The following is a 20,320-nucleotide window of genomic DNA, read 5'->3' on the forward strand; positions in this document are numbered from 1 at the left end:
ATTGAATTATTTTTCAACTCTTCTTTTTTCTTTTTCTTCCAAACCAAATTAAAAACCCTGTCAGTGGCAAAGTAGCACAAATTAAACTTGCAAAAAAGGCTATTATTTTCCCTGGTATTCCTAAAATGGCACCTACGTGTACATCGTAATTTGCGTTAATCAGTTTTTCTCCAAAGTTTTTATTTTTATGATTCCTTTCTTTTAATAATTCACCCGAATATTGGTCAAATTGTAAACTATGATTTACATAATACAAACCATCGTATTGTTGTATGTAAATATTAATTATATCTGTACTGTCTTGTGCAGGTGTTAGTCTAAAACCATTGGAATTTGGATATTTTTTCACCGTTTTGTCAAGAGCTAAATCAAGAGCTATTTCTTTAGGACTATCAATAAATGTTGATGTTGCTTTCGAAAAATCTGGTGGAGTTGTTGTACCAGAACCAACAACGTAAACTATTGCCTGAAACCAAGTAAAAGCCCATACCAATCCAGTTAGCGAAATTATTATGGCAACAGAACCTATATAAAAACCAAAAATATTGTGAAAATCATAATTTTTACGTTTCCATTTTGTTGTTTTTTTCCATTGAAATGAGAACCGTAGTTTTCTTGAGTTTTTATTTTTTGGCCACCATAAAATAAAACCTGAAATAAGCATTAATACAAAAATGATGGTGCTGTAACCAACAATTGGTTGGCCATATTCAGTTTTTAATAAAAGGCTCCAATGCAACATTTTTACAATGTTGAAAAAGTCTAATTCTTCATTATAAATTTTTAAAATTTCTCCTGTATATGGGTTTACATAAATGGATTTGTAATAGTCTATACTTTCAAAATAAGTAGTTGCATTTTCATTCCCTTGATAGGCATAAAAAATCCAACTTTTTTTTGGATTGTTATATATGTTTACCCAAGATAATTGATACGTAGTATCAATTTGACTTTGTGTGCTTTCCCAAAGTTTGCTAATTGGTATTGCTTTTTCCTGAGGTTCAATATACATTTCACTTTTACGAAAAGTATTTGTAAATTCTTGACTAAAAACATAGATACAACCAGTTAAAGCTACTATAAATACAATAAGCCCGGATGAGAGTCCGAGCCATAAATGCATTTTTTTAATAAATTTTTTAAATCTATTATTTTTCCTTTCTTTAGTCATAAAAATTAGTTTGTAGGAATTGTGTAAGTAACACAATGCCAGATAAATTGGTAGTTTTCGTTTTTATAAATTCCAGGAACTTCCTCTTTATGCGTAGTTTCTATAATGTATTTTGTATTCCAAGGGAGTTTAAAAGAAATGATTCCGTTCTCATTTGTTTCTAATGTTTTCGACCATAAATCTGAAACATAAATTTTAACTTCATTTTTTGGAAGTACTTCATTTTTAAATAAAACCAGAAGTTTTATTTCATTGGTGTTTTCAGAAATGTCCTTAACTGTAATTCCATTTTTATTAAGTGAAGCAGTTTCAGACTGATTATCTCCAACTTGAATTTTAGCAACAGAATGATAATGCGTTTTAAAAATTCCAAAATCGTATTGTGTAAAATCAATTACATCAATTTTATCATTATTTAAAAGAACTGTGTAGGTTCCATTAATAGAAGGGATAAAATTTGCTTTGTAATAAGTACTCTCTGTTGAGGTTTTTAATTGAATTTTTTTTCCTGAAGGATCTACAAGAAAAAGTGTAAAATCACTAACTTTTGGAAATGCTTCACCAGTTATTTCTTCTATAACTCCGTATGTGTATTCACCGTAATACACTCTAATTTCTTGTTCTTGATTTATAATTCCATTTGGATTCGTTTCAATCCATAAATAATGTGCAAAACTTGATGCAGTTATTAAAAAGGTACTGCATATTGATAAAATTATTTTTTTCATTTTTTTTAAATTTTAATATTAGCCCTTGTTATTTTTAACAAGGACTAATGGATTAACAAACAACTCTAATTAAATATGGGTTTAAAAATTATAAGATAAACTTGCTGAAATACTTCTAGTATTTTGAGGTGTTACGGTAGACCATCCTGTAAAGTGTTTTTTATTGGCAATGTTGTCTAATTTTAATATGACTCTAAATTTTTCTTTAGCATAGGATAAAGAGCCATTTATTATGGTGTAGCTTGGTAAAGCAAAAGATCCAGTTGTACTTCTATTTAGTGTATTAAATTCACTGGCGTAATTTCCTCCAAAACCAAAGCCAAAACCTTCTAAAGAACCAGTTTGAACAGTATAACTAGTCCAAAAGTTAATTAAGTTTTCAGGACCAGCTTCTTCAGGTCTTAATCCTAAATATCCAGCATTTTCGGTTTCTTTTAAAACTTTACTATTATTTTGACTATAACCGGCAATAATGTTCCAACCTTCAACAGGTTTTGCATTTAAACTTAATTCAAACCCTTTACTTTCCACTTCTCCTCCTTGAATTGAATTATTAATATTGTTTGGGTCTGTCATTAATTTATTTGACACGTTTATATCATAATAACTTGCAGTTAAATTCAGTTTATTTTCTAACAAATTTGCTTTAATCCCTAGTTCCCACTGGTTGGCTTTTTCAGGGTCAAATGTTTTTATTCTTGGATTAGAACCGTCAACATCTGAGACTTCGGAAGGAGAAACATTGGAAAATCCATTCATATAATTGGTGAAAACAGATAGTTTATCTTTTATTGGCTGATATACCAGTCCAAATTTTGGTGAAAAGGCAGTTTGATCATCGTCATCATCACTTTTGTCACCTTCAAATTTATCAACTCTTAAACTTGCCATAGCAGAAAGAGTCGGAGTTAGGTTTAATACATCTGAAATATAAGCGCTAAAAATTTCTTGAGATGCTTCAGAATTTCCAACGGCAGTTTCAGCCAAAGCATTGTCGACTGCTGCCTGAGATAAAATTGAGGAATTGTTTCCATCACTTAAGGTTACTGTTCCAATTCCTACCCAGCCTAAACTGTTATTTTTTAAATTATTGTTAAAATAATCCAACCCAACTACAACTCGATTTCTTAATTTTCCAATATTAAAATCACCAATAAAGTTTTGTTGAATATCTGTTGTTCTAGTTTCGCTATTTGCTTTTGAAATATAATGAGCAAAGGTATCTCCATCACTTAAATCCCATAAATATGAATAATAACCATCAGTTTTAGCTGTTCCAGTGGATAAAACTGTTTGAGATGTCCATGTATCAGAGAGCTTATATAAGGCTTGAGCTTGTAAATTAAATGTTGGATTTTTTATAGTTAAGTTGTTGCTAGTAAAAGAGTTGTAATAGTTTTGTTCAAAAATATCAATGCTATCATAGGTTAAGGGAGCGTATCTGTTTAAAAATAGCATTGGAGCATTTACCGATTCTTTATTTAGGATTTCAGTATTAACTATAAATGTCAGTTTTTCATTGGCAATATATTTTAAAGAAGGTGCAACATAAAAAGATTTGTTAAATCCTGCATCTTGAAAACTATTTTGAGAATGATAGGCCGCATTAATTCTTAAATAAGTGTCATCATCTTTACCAATTGGCGTATTTATATCAGCTGTTATTCTGTTTAATCCATTAGTGCCTGTTGTGTAAGAAATTTCACCGCCAAAGTATTCATAGGGCTGCTTTGTAACAACATTAATTAATCCTCCATAAGAAATTAAGCTACTACCATATAAAGTACCAGACGGACCTTTTATAACTTCAATTCGTTCAATATTTGAAGGATCTAATCCTCCATTGTTCAATCCAGGTAAGCCGTTGGTAATAGATGGCTGAACAGAAAATCCTCTTAATGAATAAAATTCTGCACCATCACCACCACGTCCAGTTGATTCCCATAATCGAGCCACACCTGTTGCGTTTTTTATGGCATCATTTATATTTGTAATCACTTGTTCTTTTAATAAATCACTTGAAATTGCGTTATAAGCTTGTGGATTTTCCAAGTTTTTAAGAGGTAGTTTAGAAACATAAATGCCTTCACTTTTTATAATTTTGGTTATTCCGTTTCCTTCAATTTTTACTTCACTTAGTGTTTCTCCAATTTCTTTTAGAATAATTGTTGGTATTGTGTAAACTTGATTATTTTTGATTTTTAATTGAATTTCTTTTGTTTTATATCCTAAAAATGAAACTCTAAGTTGATAGGTTCCTGATTCTAAACCATTAATTTCATATGCGCCAAAGCTATTGGTATTTGTGCCTTTTATTGTATTTAAGATTGAAATATTAACGTTTTTTATTGGTTTGTTTTGTTCGGAAATTACGGTTCCTCTTATCAAGCTATTTTGTGCTTGAATTGTTATAATTGATAGAAACAATGTAATTGTTGTAAGAATGTTTTTCATTTTAAATTTGTTATTTTAATTTAGTCTAAATAAATTTACTGCGAAATTAGAAAATGTTCTAAATAGTAAATGACGCATTGTGGATAAAAAAAGACGAGATTTTGTTAATTGTGAAGTTATTGACTTATCTGGAGCGGAGATAGGTATAAATCAGGTAATAGCAGTGCAGACAAATTGTGATAATGATGGAAAAATAGTTTATAGTAAGCATCATGTACTACCAAAATATGGATGTGGCTGTATAACAAATTTTCAATTTGATGATTTATTAATTTCAATAAGTAGGTATAAACTTGTAAAGGATTTAATTATAAAATATGATTGTGATGATGATTTTACACAATTATCTTTTTTATTAGAGGGAGAAAAAATAATTTCAATTAGAGGAGTTGAAGAGGATATTCCAATAGAAAGTCATGAATCTTATATTGCAAATATTAATAAATTTAAAGGTTACGTTAGAGTTTCAGGTGTTAAGGCGTTTAAAGAGATAAAAATTAAATTATCTAAATTGTTTTTGCTTAATCACGGATTTTCTAATGATTTTATTTTTAAGAAATTTTCAGATAAAGATTTAATTCTACCAATTACAAATGAACTTTTTACAGTATTAACGAATCTTGAGGATATAAATTTAAAAGGTATTTCTCGTAAAATTTTTATGGAAGCCAAAGTACTTGAATTACTTGCAATTCAAATGGAAAATTATAAGGTTAAGAAGCCTAGTGATAAAATAGCTTGTACAGGTAAAATAATTAGAAAATTGTATGCTGTACATCATATTTTAAAAAATAATTTGGATAAAAATTATTCTATAAAGCAATTGTCTCAAGAGGTAGCATTAAATGAAAATCTACTAAAAAAGGAATATAAAAGAGTTTTTGGGTTTTCTATGAATGAATTTTGTAAACAGGAAAAAATGAATAAGGCAAAAGAATTATTAAGAAGCAGCCAGTTGCCAATTTATCAAATAGCAGAAGATACAGGCTACAAAAATGCCACACATTTTAGTGCGGCATTTAAAAAATATTTTGGAGAAACTCCTAAACAATATCGAGAAATTTTATAATTTATTTATCGTTTTTCTAATTGCCACTAAATTACTCAATAGGCCTTCTAAATATTTCAAATCTAACATATTTGCACCATCACTTTTTGCATTTGCTGGGTCAAAATGTGTTTCTAAAAACAATCCGTCTGCACCAACAGCAATTCCAGCTCTTGCAATAGTTTCTATCATATCTGGTCTTCCACCAGTTACTCCACTGGTTTGATTAGGTTGTTGTAAAGAATGTGTTACATCTAAAATAACTGGAGCATATTGTTGCATTTCAGGAATTCCTCTAAAATCAACAATCATATCCTGGTATCCAAACATAGTTCCTCTGTCGGTAATCCAGGCTTTTTCGTTTCCGCTATCTTTTACTTTTTGTACTGCATGTTTCATTGCAGAAGGACTCATAAATTGTCCTTTTTTCAAATTAACAACTTTTCCAGTATTTGCAGCAGCAACTACTAAATCTGTTTGACGAACTAGGAAAGCAGGAATTTGCAGTACATCAACATATTCGGCTGCTTTTATAGCATCTTCATTTGTATGAATATCTGTAACCGTTGGAACATTGAAAGTTTCTGAAACTTTTCTCAATATTTTTAGCGCTTTTTCATCTCCAATTCCTGTAAAACTATCAATTCTACTTCGGTTCGCTTTTTTAAAGCTTCCTTTAAAAATAAATGGAATTTCTAATTTATCCGTTACTTTTAAAATATGTTCAGCAATTTTCATTGCCATTTCTTCTCCTTCAATAGCGCAAGGACCAGCTAATAAAAAGAAGTTATTACTATCGGTATGTTTTATTTTAGGAATAAGATTTAAATTCATTTTGTGTGTTTTTATGCAAAGATAGTTTTTTGAATAGAAAAGTTAGAATTAACATTTGATTTTAATCCGTTAATAAAAGCGAGTAAAAAGAAAAATAGGAAGTAGATTTTTATTAAAATTATATATTATTCTGTTAAAATTTTGTAATTTGAATTCTTTTAAATTAATAATTTTATGGTTAATATTAAACGAGTTTACTTCGTAATACTATTCTTTATAACGGCTTTAATTAGTTCATGTTCAAGTAATCCACAATTGAATCTTTCAGAAGCTACTCTTTTTCCAAAACCTGTTTCAGTAATTGAAACTGGCAGTTCATTTGAACTTAATAATAAAACCAAAATATTGATAAATGAAGATTCACAGGATTTGCTACAAGTTGGGAATTATTTGACGTCAATTCTAAAACCTTCAACAGGATATAATTTAATTGTTGAATCAACAACTCAAAATCCAAAATCAAATAGTATTTATTTGAAAATCAGTAATTTGGACTCTAAATTTGGAAGTGAAGGTTATAAATTAAATATTTCTGAAGAAAATGTCATAATTGAGTCTAGAACTATTGAAGGTATGTTTAGAGCAATTCAAACCTTGCGTCAAGTATTTCCAGATGAAATAGAAGCAATTGATAAGCAGGAAAAACCTTGGTTTATTGCAACTGGAGAAATTCAAGATTATCCAGAATATGAATATAGAGGTGCTATGCTAGATGTTGCTCGTCATTTTTTTAGAGTTGAAGATGTAAAAAGATATATAGATTTACTTGCAGCCTACAAACTGAATGTACTTCACTTGCATTTGTCTGATGATCAAGGTTGGAGAATTGAAATTAAATCGTGGCCAAAACTTACTACATATGGCGGTTCTACTGAAGTTGGAGGTGGAGAAGGTGGTTTTTACACGCAAGAACAATATAAAGAGATAGTGGAATATGCAGCAGCCAATTATATAACTGTAATTCCTGAAATTGATATGCCGGGGCATACCAATGCGGCTTTAGCATCCTATCCTGAATTGAATTGTGATAATATAGCTCCAAAATTATATACAGGAACCAAAGTTGGTTTTAGTACTTTATGTACAGGTAAAGAAATTACCTATAAATTTATTGATGATGTTGTTAGAGAATTGGTAGAATTAACTCCTGGTCCGTACATTCATATTGGAGGAGATGAATCTCATGTAACGGCATTAGAAGATTACATTCCTTTTATAAACCGGGTTCAGGATATTGTGTATTCCTATGATAAAAAAGTAATTGGTTGGGATGAAATTGCACATGCAGATCTTAAAGAAAACACAACAGTGCAATTTTGGGCAAGAGAAGAGAATGCAAAAAAAGGAATAGCTCAAAATTCAAAAGTAATAATGTCGCCGGCAACTAAAGTTTATTTGGATATGAAGTACGATTCTTTAACCAAAATTGGTTTAAATTGGGCAGCATTTATTGAATTGGATAGTGCTTATTTATGGACTCCAGAAAAATTTGTTGAAGGTATTGATAGAGAAAGTATTTTAGGAATAGAATCACCTTTATGGTCTGAAACTATTACAAATATAGATGACATCGAATATATGGCATTCCCGAGAATTATTGGTCATTCTGAGATTGGTTGGACTCCAACATCTATGAGAAATTGGGAGGATTATAAATCGAGACTTATAAAACACACCAATAGATTAAAAATAAAAGGTGTTAATTACTACGATTCAAAACTGCTCTCTGAATAATAATTTATAAGAAATTGGCTGTCTAAAAAGTTAAAAACCTGTCATTACGAACGTAGTGAAGTAATCTTATTTTAAATAATCAAAATGTAAAAGATTGCTTCGTGCCTCGCAATGACGTTAAATCATACTTTTTAAGTAGCCTCTTTTTTTATTCAATAGTTATTCTAATACCTTCACTATGGCTGCTAAATTCAGGAGCATACATACTTTGTATAGTTGTAATTCCATTGCTAAAATTACCAGCATTATTTACTCTTAAATCGTATTCAAAAACATACACACCTTTTGGCAAACGTTCCATAAAAAAGTTGGTTGAAGCATCTTTTGTACTTTCATAATAGCCTAATCCATCTTGCCATTTATATTGAGATAAAACACTTATTGGTTCTAATCCACTTGCGCGCATATCTTTCATATGCACAAATTCCATAGCTCTATCAACTTTTAATTCAATTCTTACTGTAATTAAATCACCAACTTTTAATGTGGAGGTTTCAGTAATTTCAGACAGTTGCTTTCCTGTATCAGTATTAGATTTTAAGAATAGTTTTTTAGTTAATTGTAACGGAGTTTTAGCATTTGTAATTTTGTCTAAATCTTCAAAATATTGCCAATACAATCCGCCCCAGGCAATTCCTTCTTCTTTTTTAGAAATTGTTACACTACCCATTTCTGGAGTAATTTCATTTCCATTCCAGGAGGTTTTAAAATAACCTGTTCCAGCTTCAATCTTTACATTTTCTAATTTGGAAGGTTCAATTTTTCGATTTCCAATAGTTACATCAACCGTTTCATTTATAGCAAGCCAATCGCTTCCTTGCAATAATAAAGCATATACTGCTTCGGTAGTAGCTTTTGTTGTTTTCCATCTATTAGTTTGCTTATTTTTTAATAACCAAATCTTCAATTCATCAACTGTAGCAATATCATTTTCAATTTCTGAAAAAGCTTCAATCAATAATGCTTGTGTTTCAATTTGCGCTTGGTACCAATACCAACTTGCAGTATTTTCTTTCCAATACATTCCCAATTCTTCACTTACAATACTATTTTCTTTTAGTGATTTTAAAATTGAATTTGCAACCTTTTTATTATTATCTCTATGTTGAATTAATACAATTAATCCTTTAGAGTATAAATTATAGCTTTTCCAAAAAGTAGCAGATTGGTCTTTATAATAATCTACAGCCGTTTGAACGTTTTTATCTATTTCAATGTTTTCATAAAAACTACGCATATATAAATAATGAAGTTGCATATGCCCTAAATGATTTTTTGCTAAATATTCAGCTTCATCTTTTAATCCTTTTTTCGTTGTTTTAGCTTTTTCTCTTATTTTTTTAGCTTCTTTTAAAAGTTTGTTATAATCATCTAAAATTTCACTATCTAAAAATTTAACAGCTTTCAAGATCATTTGACTTGCATCATTATTTTGATTGACATTTAACTGTTTTAAATGCCCAAAACCTGAAGCAATATGTTGTGTAATGTATCTATTTGGATAATTACTTCCTTTAAACCAAGGGAAACCACCATTGCCAAATTGCGCTTGTTTTAATTTATTGATGGTAGATTGTAATTCGTTATTCATTTTATTTAAATCGAACAATAGCGCAATTCTCTTTTTTTGTTCAGTCTCACTTTGAGCGTCACGTAGCCAAGGAGTTTCTTGTATAATTATAGATTTTAATTCCTGATTTTTTTCTAAATTAGAAATCAATGCATCACTAGATTTCCATTGGTTGAAAACTTCCTGAATTCTAGGATTAGAATTCACAATATGACTTGCCAAAGAATTTGCGTAATAGCGAGAAAAAGTTTGCTCGGTACAGTCGTAAGGATATTCCATTAAATATGGTAAACTTTGCACCGCATACCAAGCTGGATTAGAAGTGATTTCTAATGTTAATTTGTGGTTTTTTAATGTTGTTGAAGTATTGTTTTTCAACTTATCTAACGTAAATGTTTTTGTTTGATTGCTACGAACCCACATTGGCAAAGTTTCGGTAACCAACATTCTGTTTGATAAAACTAGTAATGCATTTTGTTCACCATCACTAAAATCTCCTGCTTTAGCCACAATTTTATATTGAACCGTTTGAACATCATCTGGAATATTCAATTTCCAACTTACATTTGTGTTTCCTTTAGAGTCAACATTAAAGTTTTGTTGGTTACTGAGCGGAGTCGAAGTGACAGTTTGAATTAATTCACTTGTAATATCTTTACCTGTAATTGCATCAGTTAAAACTAATTGTGCAGTTCCGTTCAAGTTTTTATCTGTTAAATTTGAGATTTTACTTGAGAAAATAATTACATCACCTTCACGTAAAAAACGTGGTGGATTAGGTAATACCATTAACTCTTTTTGGGTTATAGTTGTTAATGTTTTTGTTGCTGAAGCCAATTCTTTGGTATGACCAAGTAATTGTAATTTCCATTGTGTTAGTGCTTCAGGAACGGTAAAATTAAAACTTACGTTTCCGTTTATATCAGTTTTTAAATGTGGATAGAAAAATGCAGTTTCGTTAAAGTTTTTTCTAATTTTAACAGAAGATAAATCTATTTTTTCAACTTTTACTGTTTGGACTTTTTCTTTTTTAATTCCATTGGCAACGGTAACAACTTCATCTAAAGATTCTTCTTCCAGTATTAAGTTATCTTCAAGAACTTCAACCCCATTCATATCTGTTTTAGCCATCTTAATAGAATTCATCCCTCGAATTCTAATGCTGTTGTTGTTAAACCTAAATCCAAACCAATTTAATTCATCAAAATGTTGTTGTATTTGGCCATAATAAGGTCTTTGAAGGTTATTTACATTAAAATAAACCGTTCCAAAACTGTTTTGAGCTCTTCTATTTGTATATGAATAATAGGTTGGATACTGTATTGGATTGAATTCCCAGTCGTGAGGTTTAAACTGATCTAATGAAGCATCATACATACTTGCCAATAATTCAGCAGCAACTTTATCTCCTTTAGCGCCTTTTAATTTAAAACTCCAGGTTTCGTTTTGACCAGGTTTTAATTTATCTCTAAAGGTAAGAGTTTCAATTTCTAATTCTTTGATAGGATAAGGAACTGAAATAGGCAACGTTCTACTTACAAATGAGTTAAAATTAGTGTAACTGTAGTGAATTGCGAACCCGCCAAGGTCTTTTTCATTTACTGGAATTTCAAGTTGTTTAACTTCATTATTAAGATGAATAATTTTAGTGTCAATTATTTTCTTGTCCTTCTCAATATCTATTGTTACAAACAAATCTTTTGAAGCCGAACCAAATTCTAATACTACTTTTTCATTTGGTTTGTAACTATTTTTATTTGTTGAAATTATAAATAATTGATTGTCTGAAACCTGATTGTCACTATTACTAAACAGAGTAAAAATCTGTTTATCAGTAACAGTTTGTCCAAATCTATCTTTACATTCTAATTCAATAATATATTTACCTGATTCCCATTTTTTAGTTCTTTTTAAGGTAATGTCGTTTTCTTTGAAAGTATCAAAATCTTGTTTAAATACCTGCTCGCCCTTTTTCCAATTTACAATATTGTCTTCATTTGAAAAAGCTTCATTTGGAAACATATTTTTAAATATTGCATTAGAATATAATTGATAATCTGGAGCGTTCCAAGGACGTTTTCTTAACACATTTTCAGGTGCAATTAACTTGTAAATTTTGACTGTTCCTTTTACTGAAACAGTTTCATTATTTAAGTTTTTAGTTATAATTGAGAATGTATTTTCTTTTTTGCGTTTATAAATCTGGTCATCAATTTTAATTTCAGTAGTTAAAGCGTGGTAACCAACTTTAACAATAGTTGTAGCGCTACGAGTTTCACCATTTATATCTGTAACATCAGCAGTAATTTCATAATTAAATATTGGCAAATTATCTTTCTCTACACTTTTGTCTGCCAGCGCTTTAAATACAATATTAAAATTTCCTTGAGCATCGGTTTTTGTTTCGCCGTGTGTTATTTCTTGAGGTTGAGAAGGTGTAAAATATGGTCTGTACCAATAATACCATTTTGGATATTGAACTTTTCTATGAACTCTATAAGTAACTTTTGCATCAGTAATTTTGCTACCTGCAAAGGCTATTGCATTTCCATTTATAGTAACACTATCATCAATTTTATAGGTTGCAGTTACCGGTTTAAAAGTAGTTTCAAATTTTGGACGTTTGTATTCTTCAACAGAAAAATAAAACCGTTCTTTTGCTAATCCTAATACATTTAATTGAATTGAATATTGACCTAATAATCCATTATTTGGCAAAACGAATTCACCACTAACGGACCCAAATTCATTGGTGTTTAATTCTAGCTCACTTATTTTTTCATTATTAACATTGTATAGCTCAGCCGAAACTAATTCATTAGAATATGTAGAAGATTCTTCACCTTCTTTTTCAATAAGTATTCCTTTAAAAAATACAGTTTGACCTGGTCTGTAAATACTTCTATCTGTAAATAAAAAAGGTTTTACAGTTATTCTATCAGGTTGAGTTTGAATTTCTCTGAATTCATTGAAATAATAATCTCCAAAACTGGCTTTGTCGTTTTTAGTTTTGATTGAAACAATAACATTTCTATATGAGCTATATGGAGTAAATGTTAATTGCCCGTTTCTATCAGTTATATAATTTTTATTTATTGCTTTGTTGTATTTGCCTGTATTGTGATTTTTAATATTCACTTTAGCGCCAACAATTGGTTGTCCTGAATTTCTATCAACAACTTGGTACACATAATTATTGTTTAAAGTATTTTCAATCAAGACAATATTAGTTGTTTGAATTGCTGAAGTAGCATAAATACTATTGGCATTTGAAGTTTCAAATGTTGAAGCATAAATTAAATAATTCCCATTTTTTAAAGGAGGAATGGCAATCTCTGTTGAATGTTGTTGAAAATCACTTTCAGTTTTTAGTAATTGTTCAAAATTTGAAACTAAATCGAGTTTTTCTATAAATTCAATTTTTTCTTGATCATTATATATTCTGTCGAATTTAAATTTGTCATTTTCACTTATGCTGAAAATATGAAAGTACAGTTTTTCAATATTTTTATACTTCACTAAAACTTTACTATGTTTTTGAATGGAAATATTTTTTTCTGAAGTGATATTTAAGGTTTTACTTAAAATTTGTTGTTTTAATTGATTACAATTTTTAGCGCCAATACTTTCAGGAAACATACTAATAGCATTTTCACAAATAGTTAAAGCTTCTACATTTTTAAACTGATTATCAGTATTCGTTTCTGCTCTATATTCATTAGCCTGATTTTTATAGATTGTGGCTATTTCAAAATCTATTAGTGTTGAGGTTTCTGAATTTGAAAACTCATTTTTTAAATTTTTCAATTCATTTAAAAAATTTGCATCTTTTTCATTAAATGTAGCGTGTTGTTTTACAAACTTTAAGCGTTCTAGATCAATTGAAATTAAAGCATCAATATTTTTATTTTTAGAGTGAAATGCAATTAAATTTTGATAGATTTTTAATGCATTTAGCTGTAAAGAAAATCGATCTTTTGATTTAATTTCTAAAAGCGAGAAGGCTTTATAATTACTTAAATATGTATTAGTATCTATTTCAAATTTATAATTTGGGTTGGTAATTGCTGTTTCTGATGTTTTATAAAAATCTAACCCATTATTATTTAAAAAATCGAATAATGTTGGTCTATATTTTTTTGAATTGGGTCTAATATTCAAAATATCATTAAACTCATTTAAATCAGTTTGTTGCGCAAGCAACCCATTTTGCAGCGAATTTTGAAAATGAATATGAACCTCTTTAAAAATTGTTTCTAAATCCCAGATTCTAAAATCTGCTGTATCAACTTTGGCTTCTGTTTGTGTTCTTTTGTAATATTTATATCTGTTTTGTTGAAAATATTGCCAGTACAAATTAGCTAAAACACTTTCTAAAATATTTTTAGTAGGAAATTCGGAACTTGAAATTTCACTTTTAAAGGAGTCAATTATGTTTAATTGAGCATCTTCTTCAAGAGTTAAAGCAAATCTTGATTGATACATCAATGTCTTAATAATCTGAGGAGTATTGTTATCTTTTTTTGCTTTTTTATAAATATTTTCTGCTATTTTTAATGCTGATTTTGGAAGGTTTTCTTTTTCAAAATTCTCAACTTCTTTCCAGTATTTTTCATAATCATTAAAAATATTTTGTGCATTTGAGATATTCGAGAATAAGAATATAGACATTATGGCGATTGCAACTTTTTTCATAATTCATTTATTTAATATATAAAGTTAGCAAAAGTTATACCTAAATTATAATAGGAATTGGTTTGATTGGTTTTTGCTTAGTAAATTTTAACTTTAATTAAGTAAATAGGCATAAAAAAGCCGCTTAAAAAAAGCGGCTTAAAAGTTAAATATTAATAGAGAATAACAAATTCGCATCGCCTATTGATATCATATTCTTCTTCTTTACAGATACCTTCTTTTATACAATGATTTAATGGTTGCATTTCTCCATAACCAACGGATTTGACATTATCATTTGGTATTCCTTGACTTACTAAATATTCTCGAACCGATTTAGCACGTTTGTGAGATAGATTCAAGTTGTATTCCTCTGGGCCACGGCAATCTGTATGAGCTCCAATTTCAATAACCATATCTGGATATTTTTTCATTACAGTCACAATATTTTCTAATTCTACAGCTGCATCAGTGCGGATATTCCATTTATTGAAATCAAAATAAATTGGGTTGATTTTAATTTGAATTTTTCCATTTTCTTCAACAATTTTCTTTTCAGCGTCTTCATAAGATTCTAATATTAATAAAATATTTTTATTAATATTTCCCTCATTATCTGTAGAAAACTCTACATCATAAGGACTGAATAATCTTCTTGTTCCACGGATTTTATAGTTTTCATTGTTTGAAATTTCAAAAGAATATACAGCGTCTTCACCAACAATCATATCTGAAATTGTATTTCTATTATTATCAAATAAAGTAACTAAAGAACCCGGTAATAATTCATCAGTATTTTTGTTTTTAACCAATCCCTGAACGTAATATTTTTTCAGTTGGGTAAACCTATAAATATCATCATCTCCAATACCACCTAAACGATTAGAGGAAAAGTAGCCGGTTTCTTTTTCCTCATCAATTATAAATGCGAAATCGTCTAAATTACTGTTAATTTTATCGCTTAAATTTATTGGAGTAGAAAAGTTTCCGTTTAAATACTCACTTTTAAAAATATCTAACCCACCTAATCCAAAGTGCCCATCTGAAGCAAAATAAAGGTTGTTTTCAATGCTAATAAAAGGAAATTGTTCTCTTTGTTCGGTATTTATTTTTGAACCTAAATTTTTGGGTGTTCCGTAAGTGCCATCTTCATTAATATTAACTACAAATAAATCGAAAGACCCAATGCTTTCTGGCATATCTGAAGAGAAAAATAGTTGTTTTTCATCAGGACTTAGTGCTGGATGTTCAACTGAATAATTGTTGCTGTTAAAAGGAAGTTCGGTAATATTTGTCCAGCGACTATCGATTAACTGAGCTTTAAATATTTTTAAATGAGTAACTTTATTTTTATCTCTAATTTTTTTTCCTTCAATAAAATTATTTCTTGTAAAATACATGGTTTTACCATCTTTGGTAAAAACCGCATTGGATTCGTGTGTTTTAGAGTTTATTGAATTTGAAAATACTGAAATATTAGAGAAATCACCACTTTCAGTTTGTTCGGCTTGATACAAATCTAAATATGGTTGTTTGTTCCAGTCATAGGTTTCTCCGATATTTCTAGTTGATGCAAAAACTACTTTGTTTCCAAAGAAAGATGTTCCAAAATCTGAGTTAGTAGTGTTTGCATTTACTAAATGATGCACAAGATATGGTCTGTCTATTTGCGTGTTTAAAGAATCAATAAAAGACAATGTTTCCAAATTACTTTTAGGAGAAATTTGTTTTTTTTCATAGTATTTTTTTGACCATTTGTCGGCTTCTTTAAAATCATTAATTCCTTTTAAAGCTTGTGAGTATTTAAAAAAATAGGTTGCATCAACTGTAATTTCAAATTTTTGAATTAAAATTTTGTACCAATTAGAAGCATCTTTCATTTTTGTATTGAAGTAATAGCAATCACCTAATTTTTCATACACCTGTTGCGATTTAATTTCTTCATTTAAAAATAGTTCTGCAGCATCTAAATATGCTCTTTTTTCAAATAAATGGTTTGCACGTTTTAAATTTTGCGCAACCATAAGCTGTGTAAAAAAGAAGACTATAAATAAGGTAGATAGTGTTTTTTTCATTTTGAAACCGTTTTTAAAAGAATCTTGGCGATTTATCAAAGCCTTTATTAATATTTAAAATATCAAAATCATATAGAACAAATAATTCATGAGATCCGGAACTGAATGGTCCTAGATTTGAAATTGTATGGTCATATGCGTAACCAATTCGTAATTCAGGTGTAGCTCTAATATTAAACAATCCTGTAAAAGAATCGCTAAACCTGTAACCAATTCCAAATTCTAATCTGTTATCATATAAAACATTTGCTGTTAAATCAATTGCTAAAGGAGCTCCTTTTACACCTTTAGCCATAAATGCAGGCTTTAATTTAAAAAGCTCATTAATTTGATAAACATACCCACCTGTTAAAAAAACGTGAGGTTGTTCGATACCTTGATATTTACCGTTATTTCTGTCCAAATGTTTCGCTTTAAAAATATTTGGTATTGAAAAACCAATATAATAATCATCAGTGTTGAAATAAACACCGGCACCCATATTAAAAAAAGATTGGTTTATGTTTTCCGCAAAATCCGCATCTGAAAATACATCACCTGATTCTAGTACAAAATCATTGAAATTAACATCAAAAAAAGTAATACCTGTTTTTATACCAAATGATAAATTTCCATATTCTTCTAGATCTAATTTATATGCAAAATCGGCAAAGAGATTATTTTCTTTAACAATATCACCTATATTATCGTTGATTAAAGAAAAACCGACTTCAATTTTATCATTAATTGGAGTATGAACAAATAAATTTGAAGATTTTGGAGACCCAACCACTCCAACCCATTGAGTTCTATGCAATCCTCCTACATTAACAATTCCCATATTATTGGTTGTATATGCAGGGTTTATTACACTCATATTGTACATATATTGAGTATACTGAGTATCTTGTTGAGACCATATGGAAACAGATACTAAAAGTGTAATAATCTGTAAAATTATTTTTCTCATTTTATATTTATTAAAAGAAAATTCATTTTTAAATTTTGTTTAGCGACTTAAATACAATCTTCGCTGAATTGGTTTTTTATCATCTTTATTAAAGTAAATAATAAAATAATATACACCTGCGGTTACTAATTTATCGTTACCATTTAATCTACCGTTCCAATCTGGTTTAGAAATATTTGAAGTGTAAACTAAATTACCCCAACGATTATAAAATTCAACCTTAAAATCGGGATAGAGTTCTCTTAGATTCCCTATTTTAAATGTATCATTTATGCCATTACCATTTGGTGAAAATCCATCATAAATTGAGATGTCATATTGCTCACATGCATTTAAATCAACCGTTACAGCAAGAGGATTTGCACTAGAACATCCATCACTATCACTCTCTATAGCGTAATATGTTTCACTATCATTTAAAAACTCTGTTAGACTTAATTCGTTGCCATTTGGGTATGAATCATACCAAGTAATTATTCCTCCATTTAAAGGAGATACATTTTCGTTTAAATCAGCTAATGTTGGATTGAAATTTGAGCAAAATTCATTTCCTATTGAATTTAATAAAGGAGTTCCGGCATCCGTTAATGTAACGTTCACAACCACTCTTGTAGCACTTTCACAGCTATTGGAATCAGATTGAGCTGCCCAATAGTTTGCTCCATTAATTAATAAATCGGTTGATTTTAAAGGATTAGTTTCTGTTTCGGTCGCATACCAAACAATATTTTCATTGGCTTGTAAGTCTGAAATTTTTGGAAAACTAGATGCGCAAAAAACTTGAAAAGTGTTTTCTATTGTAGGTGATTGAACCTCAAGAATTGTAGCAGTAATCATTAGTTTTGAATTACTTTCGCAGCCTGTAGTTTGGTCATAATTTAAAGCCCAATAATCCTCTCCATCTATTAATGCGTCAGTTTCGTTTAAAGGTGTTGTTGAAGTTTCTGTGTCAAACCATAAAATTGAATCTCCACTTACTTGTAAACTGGCAATTGTTGGGTTATCCATACTACAGAAAGTCTGATTTATTTGCGTAGTTGTTGCTATTGCCAGATTACTAATAATTGCATTAATTTCAAGTCTGGAAACGCTTTCACAACCAGAAGCTTCTGTTTGTGTAGCCCAATAATCTTCACCATTTATTAAAATAGCATCCACATTTAATGGTGCTGTTGACGTTTCTGAATCATACCAAATTATTTCATTTCCAGTAATTGTTAAATCAGCTATAGTAGGATTGTCAATTTCACAAAAAGTTTGATTCGCTATAGTAGTAGTTGGGGGTGGACTTGAAATAATAGCAGTATTTACCACTATTCTTGTTGCACTTTCACAACCGGTAGCGTTTGTTTGTGTAGCCCAATAATTGGCACCGTTTATTAAAATAACATTAACGTTTAATGGTGTTGTTGACGTTTCAGATTCATACCAAGTTATTGCATTACCAATTGCATTTAAATTAGCTATAGTTGGATTGTCAATTTCACAAAAAGATTGATTCGCTTCAATAATAGTTGGGGGCGAAGTTGAATTAATAAAGGCTGTTACCACTAATCTTGCTGAACTTTCACACCCTGAATCAACTGTTTGTGTTGCCCAATAATCTTCACCATTAATTAAATTTTCATCAGTACCTAGCGGTGTTGTTGAAGTTTCAGTAGCGTACCAAACAATATTATCACCAGTTGCATTTAAATTAGTTACTGTTGGACTGTCAACTTCACAAAAAGTTTGACTGGATTCTGTAGTAGTTGGTGGTGTAGAAATAACGATAGTTGCTGTTACCATTAGCCTTGATGCGCTTTTACATCCTGAATCTTCGGTTTGTTCTGCCCAGTAATCTTCATTATTTATTAAAACATCTGAAGGGTTTAAGGGTGTTGTTGAAATCTCCGAATCATACCAAATAATATCATTTCCAGTTACGTTTAAATTAGCCACTGTTGGGTTGTTAACTTCACAAAAAGTTTGATTTGTTTCTGTGGTTGTTGGAGGTAAAGGTATAATAATTGATGCTGTTACCACAAATTTCGAAGCACCGTTACAACCAGAATTTTCAGATAGTGTTGTCCAATAATCCTCTCCATTAATTAAATTTTCATTTGGATCTAATGGTGTTGCAGAAGTGTCAGAGTCATACCAAAGTAAGCCATCTTCCGGAGCAATTAAATCTGAAACTAGCGGAGAATTAGATGTAAAATCATTTGTACAAAATGATTGAGTAACTTCTGTGTTTGATTGAGATGAAATAATAGTAGTGTTTATAACTAATCTTTCTGAACTTTCACAACCAGAATCGTTAGTTTGTGTAGCCCAATAATCTTCACCATTAACTAAAGCTTCATCAATATTTAAAGGAATGGTTGAGGTTTCAGATTCATACCAAACAATCGCATTACCAGTTACATCTAAATTTTCTACAGTAGGATTGTCAATTTCACAATATGTTTGATTTACTTCAGTAGTTGTTGGAGGTGGAGTTGAAATAATTGAAGCCGTTACAACTAATCTTTCTGAACTTTCACAACCAGAATCGTTAGTTTGTGTTGCCCAATAATCTTCTCCATTAATTAAATCTTCATCAGTACCTATTGGTGTTGTTGAAGTTTCAGTAGCATACCAAATAATATTATCACCAGTTGCATTTAAATTAGCTACAGTTGGATTGTCAATTTGGCAAAATGTTTGAATTGCTTCAGTTGTTGTTGGTGGCAAAGGCGAAGTGAAAGTAACTGTAACCACAAATTTTGAACCACCTACACAACCTGACAGATCAGTTAGCGTTGCCCAATAATCTTCTCCATTAATTAAAATTTCATCAGGATTTAAAGGTGTTGTTGAAGTCTCGTTGTTATACCAAATCAGGCCTTCTTCAGGAGCTGTTAAATCAGAAATTAGTGGAGAATTAGATGGATCATTTGCACAAAATGATTGAGTTACTTCTGTTTTAGACTGACTTGAAATAATTGTAGCTGTTACCACCAATCGATTGGCACTTGAACAACCATTTGCATCGGTTTGTTCAGCCCAATAATCTTCACCATTTATTAATGAATCTGTATCGTTTAAAGGAGTTGTTGAAG

At 29.8% G+C, this 20,320-nt stretch carries 10 protein-coding genes; 2 read left to right on the plus strand and 8 right to left on the minus strand.

Annotation, left to right across the window (positions count from 1 at the left end):
- Positions 1-13 precede the first annotated feature (13 nt).
- From CHB63_RS15035 to CHB63_RS15045, 3 genes are all read right to left on the minus strand, one after another.
- Complete coding sequence (locus CHB63_RS15035) at positions 14-1,171, minus strand: PepSY-associated TM helix domain-containing protein (protein ID WP_089379293.1); 1,158 nt, start codon at positions 1,169-1,171, stop codon at positions 14-16.
- A gap of 5 nt (positions 1,172-1,176) precedes the next feature.
- Positions 1,177-1,899 carry a DUF4198 domain-containing protein gene (locus tag CHB63_RS15040; RefSeq protein ID WP_089379294.1) on the minus strand — a complete coding sequence of 241 codons (723 nt, stop codon included), beginning with the start codon at positions 1,897-1,899 and terminating at the stop codon, positions 1,177-1,179.
- A gap of 81 nt (positions 1,900-1,980) precedes the next feature.
- Entirely contained in the window at positions 1,981-4,353 is a 2,373-nt protein-coding gene (locus CHB63_RS15045; protein WP_089379295.1) for a TonB-dependent receptor, read from the minus strand.
- A gap of 79 nt (positions 4,354-4,432) precedes the next feature.
- On the opposite strand from CHB63_RS15045, the gene CHB63_RS15050 reads away from it, so the two are divergent.
- A complete protein-coding gene (locus CHB63_RS15050) occupies positions 4,433-5,422 on the plus strand; it encodes a helix-turn-helix transcriptional regulator (protein WP_089379296.1) in 990 nt (329 codons plus the stop codon).
- Here CHB63_RS15050 and kdsA read toward each other — a convergent pair.
- A complete protein-coding gene (kdsA, locus tag CHB63_RS15055; protein WP_089379297.1) occupies positions 5,417-6,235 on the minus strand; it encodes a 3-deoxy-8-phosphooctulonate synthase in 819 nt (272 codons plus the stop codon). The genes CHB63_RS15050 and kdsA overlap by 6 nt on opposite strands.
- Before the next feature lie 174 nt (positions 6,236-6,409).
- Between kdsA and CHB63_RS15060 the strand changes: the two genes are divergently transcribed.
- Positions 6,410-7,969, plus strand: coding sequence for a family 20 glycosylhydrolase (locus CHB63_RS15060; RefSeq protein ID WP_089379298.1), 1,560 nt, complete (start codon positions 6,410-6,412; stop codon positions 7,967-7,969).
- A 148-nt stretch (positions 7,970-8,117) separates the two neighbouring features.
- Here the strand turns inward: CHB63_RS15060 and CHB63_RS15065 are convergent, their stop codons facing one another.
- From CHB63_RS15065 to CHB63_RS15080, 4 genes are all read right to left on the minus strand, one after another.
- Positions 8,118-14,234 carry an alpha-2-macroglobulin family protein gene (locus tag CHB63_RS15065; protein ID WP_089379299.1) on the minus strand — a complete coding sequence of 2,039 codons (6,117 nt, stop codon included), beginning with the start codon at positions 14,232-14,234 and terminating at the stop codon, positions 8,118-8,120.
- Between the two features lie 152 nt (positions 14,235-14,386).
- The gene (locus CHB63_RS15070) at positions 14,387-16,288 is read right to left on the minus strand and encodes an OmpA family protein (RefSeq protein WP_089379320.1); all 1,902 of its coding nucleotides are present in this window, start codon (positions 16,286-16,288) and stop codon (positions 14,387-14,389) included.
- Between the two features lie 13 nt (positions 16,289-16,301).
- The gene (locus CHB63_RS15075; RefSeq protein WP_089379300.1) at positions 16,302-17,237 is read right to left on the minus strand and encodes a PorP/SprF family type IX secretion system membrane protein; all 936 of its coding nucleotides are present in this window, start codon (positions 17,235-17,237) and stop codon (positions 16,302-16,304) included.
- A gap of 39 nt (positions 17,238-17,276) precedes the next feature.
- On the minus strand, positions 17,277-20,320 hold a 3,044-nt coding region (locus CHB63_RS15080; RefSeq protein WP_141107322.1), incomplete at its 5' end, for a gliding motility-associated C-terminal domain-containing protein.

It is taken from the genome of Lutibacter flavus (genome assembly GCF_900188355.1).
GTDB lineage: Bacteria > Bacteroidota > Bacteroidia > Flavobacteriales > Flavobacteriaceae > Lutibacter > Lutibacter flavus.

Bases quoted from the DNA above. Each gene is read 5' to 3' on its own strand.
- CHB63_RS15035 (WP_089379293.1), bottom strand. From the start codon at position 1,171: ATGACTAAAGAAAGGAAAAATAATAGATTTAAAAAATTTATTAAAAAA.
- CHB63_RS15040 (WP_089379294.1), bottom strand. From the start codon at position 1,899: ATGAAAAAAATAATTTTATCAATATGCAGTACCTTTTTAATAACTGCA.
- CHB63_RS15045 (WP_089379295.1), bottom strand. From the start codon at position 4,353: ATGAAAAACATTCTTACAACAATTACATTGTTTCTATCAATTATAACA.
- kdsA (WP_089379297.1), bottom strand. From the start codon at position 6,235: ATGAATTTAAATCTTATTCCTAAAATAAAACATACCGATAGTAATAAC.
- CHB63_RS15060 (WP_089379298.1), top strand. From the start codon at position 6,410: ATGGTTAATATTAAACGAGTTTACTTCGTAATACTATTCTTTATAACG.
- CHB63_RS15065 (WP_089379299.1), bottom strand. From the start codon at position 14,234: ATGAAAAAAGTTGCAATCGCCATAATGTCTATATTCTTATTCTCGAAT.
- CHB63_RS15070 (WP_089379320.1), bottom strand. From the start codon at position 16,288: ATGAAAAAAACACTATCTACCTTATTTATAGTCTTCTTTTTTACACAG.
- CHB63_RS15075 (WP_089379300.1), bottom strand. From the start codon at position 17,237: ATGAGAAAAATAATTTTACAGATTATTACACTTTTAGTATCTGTTTCC.